Source organism: Hymenobacter algoricola (assembly GCF_039539525.1).
Lineage (GTDB): Bacteria > Bacteroidota > Bacteroidia > Cytophagales > Hymenobacteraceae > Hymenobacter > Hymenobacter algoricola.
The window spans coordinates 51,959-59,223 of record NZ_BAABDH010000017.1; the positions used below are offsets into that span (position 1 = coordinate 51,959).

The following is a 7,265-nucleotide window of genomic DNA, read 5'->3' on the forward strand; positions in this document are numbered from 1 at the left end:
AACGTAGTTAAAGCAGCAGCTTGCGGATGTAAAAGGCTTCGGCGTAGCGGGCGGCGCACTGAATGCCGCGCAGGCGGGGCAGCGCCCGGAAGGCGTCGTCGTCGTACCAGTGCTTGCCGGCCTGGCTGGGAAACGCCTGGCGCAGCAGCGCCAGCTTGGCCTCCAGCTGCGCCGCCGACAGCTCCACGAAGCAGGCGGGGTTGCCCAGGTCGCCGTCGTACTTGGGAATCTCGTACTCCAGAATCAGGTGGCTGCGAAACGTATTCCAGGTGAGCTGCGACACGAGACGGTGGTCCTGGTGCAGATCATGCTGACAGTGGGTCAGAATCAGGTCCGGGGCAAAGGCTTTCAGCTGCTCAAACTCCGTTTTTACGGCTTCCGTCTGCTGGGTGAGCAGCCCATCCCGAAAGCGGTGCACGGTGACGGCCGCAGCGCCGGACGGGGCCTGCTGCAGAAACCGGGCGGCGCTGGCCTCGGCTTCCCGGGCCCGCTCGGCCGTGGCGGCAAACACCACCCACTGCACCGCCCCAAGCCGGCCTTCCGCAAGCCAGCGCAGGATGGTGCCGCCCGCCCCGAGCTCGATATCGTCGCAGTGGGCCCCCAGGCACAGCAGCCGCAGGGCGGCGGGGCGGGCATCGAAGGCGAGCTTCAGCATACCGCCGCTTTGGCTACCGGGGGGGCCGTATGGTCGCGCCACAGCTCCCAGGGCGGGTTGCCGGCCGCGTAAAGCTCATCCAGCAGCTGCTTGTCCTTGAAGGTATCCATGGCGGCCCAGAATCCTTCGTGGCGGTAAGCTTTGAGCTGCTGCAGCTGAATCAGGCGCTCAAAAGGTTCGGTGACCAGCTCTTCGCCGGGCAGCAGGTAGTCGAATATTTCCTGCCGGAAGGCGAAGAAGCCCGCGTTGATGTACAGGCCGGAGTTGGCAATGGGGCTGATGCTCTGCACCATCTCGTCCTCATCCAGGGCCACCACGTGGAAGCTGTGGGGCGGCTGGTAGGCCAGAAAGCCAGCAATTTTGCCGTGGGTCCAGAAGTCGTCCAGCATCCGGTCCAGGGGCAGGTCGGTGAGGGCATCGGCGTAGTTGGCCAGAAAGGCTTCTTCGCCCGCCAGAAACGGCTTTACCGCCAGCAGCCGCTGCCCAATGTTGGCGTTGACCCCGGTATCGACGAAGGTGATGTTCCAGTCGTCGATGTCGGAGTTGAGCAGCTGCACCTGCTTGCCCCCTTTCGAGTACACAAAGTCGTTGGACAGGCACTCGTTGTAGCCCATAAAGTACTGCTTGATCATGTCGGCCCGGTAGCCCAGGCACAGGATAAAGTCCTTGTGGCCAAAATGGGCGTAGTAGCGCATCAGGTGCCAGAGTATGGGCCGGTAGCCCAGGGGCACCATGGGCTTGGGGGTGTTGTCGGAGTATTCGCGCAGGCGCATACCCAGGCCACCACAAAACAGAACGACTTTCATGGCTCTGCGGGGTTTAGAAGTGAAGGAGGGCGGTGGGGGCGGGTATTTAGAGGCGGCGGCAAAGAAGAGCTTAGGCATAGATCCGGACTTCGGGAATGGGCACGACGAACTGCCCGCCCCAGGCGCGGATGTCGCCCATCTGCTCCATTATTTCCTCGCGCAGGTTCCAGGGCAGAACCAGCAGGTAGTCGGGGCGGGTCTGCCAGATCAGGTCGGGGTGACAGATGGGAATGCGGCTGCCCGGCAGGAAGTTGCCCTGCTTGTGCGGGCTCAGATCCACGGTATAATCCAGAAAATCGGTGCGGATGCCGCAGTAGTTCAGCAGCGTGTTGCCCTTGCCGGGGGCCCCGTAGCCGACCACCGTTTTGCCCGCCCGCTTGGCCCCGATCAGAAAGTCGAGCAGCTTGCGCTTGGCCTCCTTGGCTTTTTCGGCAAATCCGCTGTAATACGCCAGGTCGCACACGCCCAGCGCTATTTCCCGGTTCCGCAGCTCCGTCACGCGCGCCGACACGGGCAGCGGCCGGGCCGAGTGGCAGGCGTAGATGCGCAGGGAGCCCCCGTGGGTGGGCAGCTCCTCCACGTCGAACAGCGAGAGGCCGTGGTAAGCGAAGATGCGCTCCACGGTGTAGAAGGACAGGTAGGAGAAATGCTCGTGGTAGATGGTATCGAACTGGTTGCCGGCCACCAGCTGCAGCAGGTGCGGAAACTCCATGGTGATGACTCCCTCGGGCTTGAGCAGCAGCTGCAGGCCCGCCACAAAGTCGTTGATGTCCGGCACGTGGGCCAGCACATTGTTGCCCACCAGCAGATCGGCCTGCCCCGAGGTGGCGGCTACCAGCCGGGCCGTGTCGCGCCCGAAAAAGCGGACCAGCGTGGGAATGTTCTTGGCGGCGGCACATTCGGCAACGTTGGCGGCGGGCTCCACGCCGAGCACCGGAATGCCTTTTTCCACAAAGTACTGCAGCAGATACCCGTCGTTGGAAGCTACTTCCACCACCAGGCTCTGCGGGGTGAGCCCGAACCGGTCGGCGGCCATGGCGGTGTAGCGCCGGGCATGCTGCAGCCACGAGGCCGAGTACGAGGAGAAATAAGCGTAGTCGTTCTGAAAAATCTCCTTTGACGTGGCAAACTCATCCAGCTGCACCAGAAAGCAGTTGCGGCACACGCGGGCGTGCAGCGGATAAAAAGCCTCGGCGTGGTTGAATCGGGGGGGGCGCACGTGCTCCTGGCACAGCGGCGACGTGCCCAGGTTCACGAAGGTGACGTTGAGCGGAACGCCGCAAAACCGGCAGGGGCTGCCCGGCGGCTCCGTCGGGGTCAGCACCCGTTCCGCTACGGCAGTATTTGGTTGAAAAAAAAGGGGCGCTAAGTGTGGTGCGGGGGCAGCTGATGCCAGGGCAACGGGCTGAGCCATGAGCGGTCGGAAAAGAGGATGGGCAGAATAGTAAGCCGGCGGTCAGTGCGGCGTGCCGGAGGCCAGCACGGCCGCTGGCGCCCCGACTACGGGCGGTTGGGGCTGAAAGAAAGCGGCCTGCTCGCGGCGGAGCTGGTCGATGAGCCGGCCCGCAGGCAGCACCACGTCATCGTAGCTCAGCACCTGGTCGCGCTCCACGTCGCGGCGCAGGGTGCAGCCCTCGGCCACGCCCAGCGGGAGCAGGTTTTGCTGGTGGGCCACGTCGGCGTTTTCGGCCAGGCCGTAGGTCAGGTAGTGGCCGACGCCATCGAGCACCTGCCCGGCAAACAGGGGCGTTTTGGCCGCCGTCACTACCTCTACCGTCGGGGCGCCCTGCGGAGCCAGGGTGGCATCGTGGAAGAGCACGGCCCGGGCCACGGAGCTGGGCGTTTCGAAGTGGCACAGATGGTAGGGCGTGTAAAAGCAGTACAACGGGCCCGGCCCCAGCTTGTACAGCTTCAGGTAGTGCTGCTGCACGGCGTCGTCGATGGTGCCGAGCACGAACACGCCGGGGCCGGGCTCAGCCCCCACCACGTAGTCTACCACGCCGGGGCCGCCGGCCAGCAGCCGCTCGGTGTCGTACCACTCGGCGGCTTTGCTCACGGGCGTCCCGGGCGCCACGGTAGGGCCCAGCATGCCGCGCTGGCTGACGCCCAGGCCCAGGGCATTGGCAATGACGGCCTGCTCGAAGCTGATTTTGCTGCCGTCGGCAAAGCTGGTTACCATGCTCGGGTTCTGCCCCCACTGCCGGGCAAAAGCTTCCTGGGTGGTGGGGTTGCGGTAGGGGTCGTGCAGGCCTTTGATGTTGCCGCACAGCACCGGCCGCACCCCGATTCCCTGCACGAAGCGCACCAGGTTCAGCGTCACGCCCGGCTGGTCGCCGTCGGCCACGGTATACACCACGCCGGCGCGGTCGGCATACACCTTCAGGATGGCCCCCACCGTGCCGTCGAGCTCGGCATTGAGCAGCACAATGTGCTTGCCGTGGCGGATGGCTTCTACCACTACCCGGGCGCCGTGCTCCACGGCGCCGGTCACCTCGATGATGGCATCGATGCCGGCAGCCTGGCTCACGAGCAGGGCATCTTCGCAGATGGCTGGCCGCCCCCGCGTGATGCAGGCTTCGAGCTGAGCCACGGTTTCCACCACCTGGCTATCGGGCACCCCGGCCTCGGCGTAGGCCTGCCGGGCTTTGCCGAGCGTACGGTTGGCAATGGCGACCAGCTCCATGCCGGGCACGTAGCAGCAGATCTGCCGGGCCACTCCCCGGCCCATGAAGCCGGCGCCAATCATGGCTACCCGGATTGGTTTTCCCAGGCGCTGCCGCTCGGCCAGCGCTTTGTCAACAAGTATCATAAGGCGGATTCATTAAGCGGTAAGGGCAAAAACCATTTTTCCGGCGGCGGATAACCAGGCCAAAGCGCCGGGCCGGGCCTGAATCAGACGGGCTCGTTCTCCTGCGATACCAGCAGCTGAAAATCGGGGTGGCGGCGGTCCTTGTCGGAAATCAGCGTCGGCTCAAAAGGCCAGCGGATCCCGATGGCCGGGTCGTTCCAACGCAGGCCCCGCTCGGCGCCGGGCGCGTACTTGGCCGATACCTGGTAGCACACGTCGGCATTATCGGTCAGGGTCAGAAAGCCGTGGGCAAAGCGGGCGGGTACAAACAGCATGCGGAAGCTGTCGGCCGTCAGCTCCACGCCCAGCCACTGCCCGTAGGTCGGCGACTCTTCGCGCAGGTCCACAATCACGTCGTGGATGGCCCCGCGGGTGCAGCGCACCAGCTTGGTCTCTTCGTGGGGCGGCAGCTGGTAGTGCATGCCCCGCAGCGTCCCGCGGCGGGGGTTCGACGACACGTTGGCCTGCAGCGGCGGCATCAGGATGCCGTGGGCGGCAAACTCATCCTCGCACCACGACCGGGCAAAAAAGCCTCGTTCGTCGGCCATGCGGTCTACATCAATGATAAAAGCTCCCGGCAGCTCCGTTTCGGTGAAAATCATGATCATCAGGCGTTTGGTGGTAAGAAAGCAGGTAGCAGGACGAAAGAAAAGGGAGGTCAGAGGGCCGTTTCGGCCCAGGTCAGGGTCGGAATCAGCTCGGCCGGCACCTCGGCGCGCCAGGCCAGGGTTTCGTCCAGCTGTCCGCTTTCCCGCAGCATCGTCAGCACCCGTAGGCGCATGAGCTGGGAGGAGCGGAACTCCGGGTCGCGGAAGTTCATGGCCAGCAGCCCGTGGCGCAGCTCGTCAATGGTGTCGGGCAGGGTGCGCAGGGGCTGATGCCGGGGGGCCAGCTGCCGGAACAAGCTGAAGTCCACCCGGTACGAGCGCTGGTCCGGAGCCGCTGCCGGATTCAGCTGCACCACGGTATCGGGCACAACGGCGGCCACGGCCCGGGCCAGGTCGCGCACCTGGTAGTTCCAGGCATCCGAGCCGGCATTCACGGCCAGAAAGCGCCCCCCCTCCTCACGCCGGCGCTGCAGCGCCCATTCAATGGCGCGGGCCATGTCCAGCACGTGAATCAGGGGCCGCCAGGGCGAGCCGTCGCTCAGAATACTGATCCGGCCATCGGCCACTGCCCCGGCCACAAAGTCGTTCACGACCAGGTCCAGGCGCAGCCGGTCGCTCCACCCGCAGGCGGTGGCAAAGCGCAGGCACGTCACCTGAAAAGAGTCGGAGGCCAGCGGCAGCAGGTCCTGCTCCGTCAGGGCTTTGGAGCGGGCATAGGCCGTCAGCGGGTTCAGGGCGGAGCTTTCCGTTTTGGCTCCTTCCCCACCGGCCCCGTACATACTGCAGGAGCTGGCAAAGACGAAAGCCTTTACCCCCGCCGCCTTGGCCTGCCGGGCCAGCTGGATGCCGGCGCGGTGATTGATTTCCAGCGTCACGTCTTCGTAGGTCTGGCCCATCGGGTCGTTGGAAATGGCGGCCAAGTGAACCACCCCATCCACGCCGCGCAGCAAGCTGGCCGGCAGCTGCCTGATGTCGCCGAAAAGCTGCTGGTCCAGCCGGGTTTCCGGCAGCCGCGGCGCCCCGGTGAGGCAGTGGGCAAAGTAGCCCATGTCGTAGCCGATAAGCTCGGCGGCCGGAAACTCCCGGCGCAGGTGGCGCACCACGCCGGGGCCGATGTAGCCCATGTTACCGGTAATGAGGATGCGTTGCATGCTATGGAGTCTAAAAAAGTGGGAAGTAGTAACACCTGCTTTAGCCGGCGGGCAGCAGCGTGGGGGCCGCTACCCGCTGGCCGGCCGGCGCCGCTACGGCCGAGGTCATGATTTGGGTGAGTACCGGGTCCGGGGCCGGGGCCTGCTCCGACCACACCTTCCAGCGGGCCCGGCCGGTGCTCCACAGCTCTTCCAGCATGTTTCGGTCGCGGAGCGTGTCCATGGGCTGCCAGAAGCCCCCGTGGCGGTAGGCCGCCAGCCGGCCGGCCGCGGCCAGACGCTCCAGGGGCTTTTTCTCCCACACGGTGTCGTCGTCGTCGATATAGTCGAGCACGGCGGGCTCCAGCACGAAGAACCCACCGTTAATCCAGGGCGTTTCGCCGCCGTCCGGCTTTTCGGTGAAACTGGCAATCAGCCCGGAATCATCATTCAGATTGAACACCCCGAAGCGCCCCGGCTGTCGCACGGCCGTCAGGGTAGCCAGGGCCCCCTGCTGCCGGTGGCAGGCAATGGCCGCGCCCACGTCGATGTCGCCGACGCCGTCGCCGTAGGTCAGGCAGAACGTGTCGTCGTCCAGGTATTCGCGCACCCGGCGCAGGCGGCCGCCCGTCATGGTTTCCTGCCCCGTATCCACCAGCGTCACCGTCCAGGGCTCGGCGTGACTGCGGTGCACCTGCATCTCGTTGCGGTCCATGCGGAACGTCACGTCGGAGTTGTGCAGAAAGTAATCGGCGAAGTACTGCTTGATCAGGTGGCCCTTATAGCCGCAGCAGATCACAAAGTCGTGGATGCCGTGGTGCGCGTAGATCTTCATAATGTGCCACAGAATTGGCTTACCACCAATTTCCACCATCGGCTTGGGCCGCACGCCGCTTTCTTCGCTGATGCGGGTACCGTAGCCCCCCGCCAGTATAACTGCTTTCATAGATCCTCCGGTCATTTTAAAGTGAGGTGCAACCATCCAAGAGAAAGCGAGAAGCGCCGAAACAGAGGACACCCTACTTGACTCTTAGCTACTGAAATATATATTTATTTATAATATTATCAATAATAAGTATTAATTTATTTTATGAAAAACGTATTAATTATCAATTATAGCGGATTCGTGAACGGTGTGGCCAGTGGTTAAGTGGTCTGTGTATGGTAGCCGCAGTGGTCGAACCAGTTTTTGGCATCCTGGCTGGTAATCCAGTCGAT

General features: G+C 64.1%; 7 protein-coding genes. All 7 read right to left on the reverse strand.

All coding sequences use genetic code 11. The features are described 5' to 3' along the window. Nucleotides 1–7: 7 nt before the first annotated feature. Nucleotides 8–655 carry a PIG-L deacetylase family protein gene (locus tag ABD842_RS05280; RefSeq protein ID WP_345111055.1) on the reverse strand — a complete coding sequence of 216 codons (648 nt, stop codon included), beginning with the start codon at nt 653–655 and terminating at the stop codon, nt 8–10. Then, nucleotides 649–1,461 carry a sugar phosphate nucleotidyltransferase gene (locus tag ABD842_RS05285; RefSeq protein ID WP_345111058.1) on the reverse strand — a complete coding sequence of 271 codons (813 nt, stop codon included), beginning with the start codon at nt 1,459–1,461 and terminating at the stop codon, nt 649–651. The genes ABD842_RS05280 and ABD842_RS05285 overlap by 7 nt, the downstream gene beginning before the upstream one ends. A gap of 70 nt (nt 1,462–1,531) precedes the next feature. Beyond that, the gene (locus ABD842_RS05290) at nt 1,532–2,785 is read right to left on the reverse strand and encodes a methyltransferase domain-containing protein (RefSeq protein ID WP_345111061.1); all 1,254 of its coding nucleotides are present in this window, start codon (nt 2,783–2,785) and stop codon (nt 1,532–1,534) included. Between the two features lie 132 nt (nt 2,786–2,917). Continuing rightward, nucleotides 2,918–4,270 carry an NAD(P)H-dependent oxidoreductase gene (locus ABD842_RS05295; protein WP_345111064.1) on the reverse strand — a complete coding sequence of 451 codons (1,353 nt, stop codon included), beginning with the start codon at nt 4,268–4,270 and terminating at the stop codon, nt 2,918–2,920. An 83-nt stretch (nt 4,271–4,353) separates the two neighbouring features. Then, the gene (rfbC, locus tag ABD842_RS05300; protein WP_345111066.1) at nt 4,354–4,911 is read right to left on the reverse strand and encodes a dTDP-4-dehydrorhamnose 3,5-epimerase; all 558 of its coding nucleotides are present in this window, start codon (nt 4,909–4,911) and stop codon (nt 4,354–4,356) included. Between the two features lie 56 nt (nt 4,912–4,967). After that, nucleotides 4,968–6,068 (reverse strand): NAD-dependent epimerase/dehydratase family protein, encoded by a 1,101-nt coding sequence (locus ABD842_RS05305; protein ID WP_345111069.1) that lies wholly within the window; start codon nt 6,066–6,068, stop codon nt 4,968–4,970. 40 nt (nt 6,069–6,108) lie between these two features. After that, nucleotides 6,109–6,993 carry a glucose-1-phosphate cytidylyltransferase gene (gene rfbF, locus ABD842_RS05310; RefSeq protein WP_345111072.1) on the reverse strand — a complete coding sequence of 295 codons (885 nt, stop codon included), beginning with the start codon at nt 6,991–6,993 and terminating at the stop codon, nt 6,109–6,111. Between the last annotated feature and the right edge of the window lie 272 nt (nt 6,994–7,265).

Excerpts from the sequence above, each read along its gene's own strand:
- ABD842_RS05295 (WP_345111064.1), bottom strand. The coding sequence starts at position 4,270 with ATGATACTTGTTGACAAAGCGCTGGCCGAGCGGCAGCGCCTGGGAAAA.
- ABD842_RS05280 (WP_345111055.1), bottom strand. The coding sequence starts at position 655 with ATGCTGAAGCTCGCCTTCGATGCCCGCCCCGCCGCCCTGCGGCTGCTG.
- rfbC (WP_345111066.1), bottom strand. The coding sequence starts at position 4,911 with ATGATTTTCACCGAAACGGAGCTGCCGGGAGCTTTTATCATTGATGTA.
- ABD842_RS05285 (WP_345111058.1), bottom strand. The coding sequence starts at position 1,461 with ATGAAAGTCGTTCTGTTTTGTGGTGGCCTGGGTATGCGCCTGCGCGAA.
- ABD842_RS05305 (WP_345111069.1), bottom strand. The coding sequence starts at position 6,068 with ATGCAACGCATCCTCATTACCGGTAACATGGGCTACATCGGCCCCGGC.
- rfbF (WP_345111072.1), bottom strand. The coding sequence starts at position 6,993 with ATGAAAGCAGTTATACTGGCGGGGGGCTACGGTACCCGCATCAGCGAA.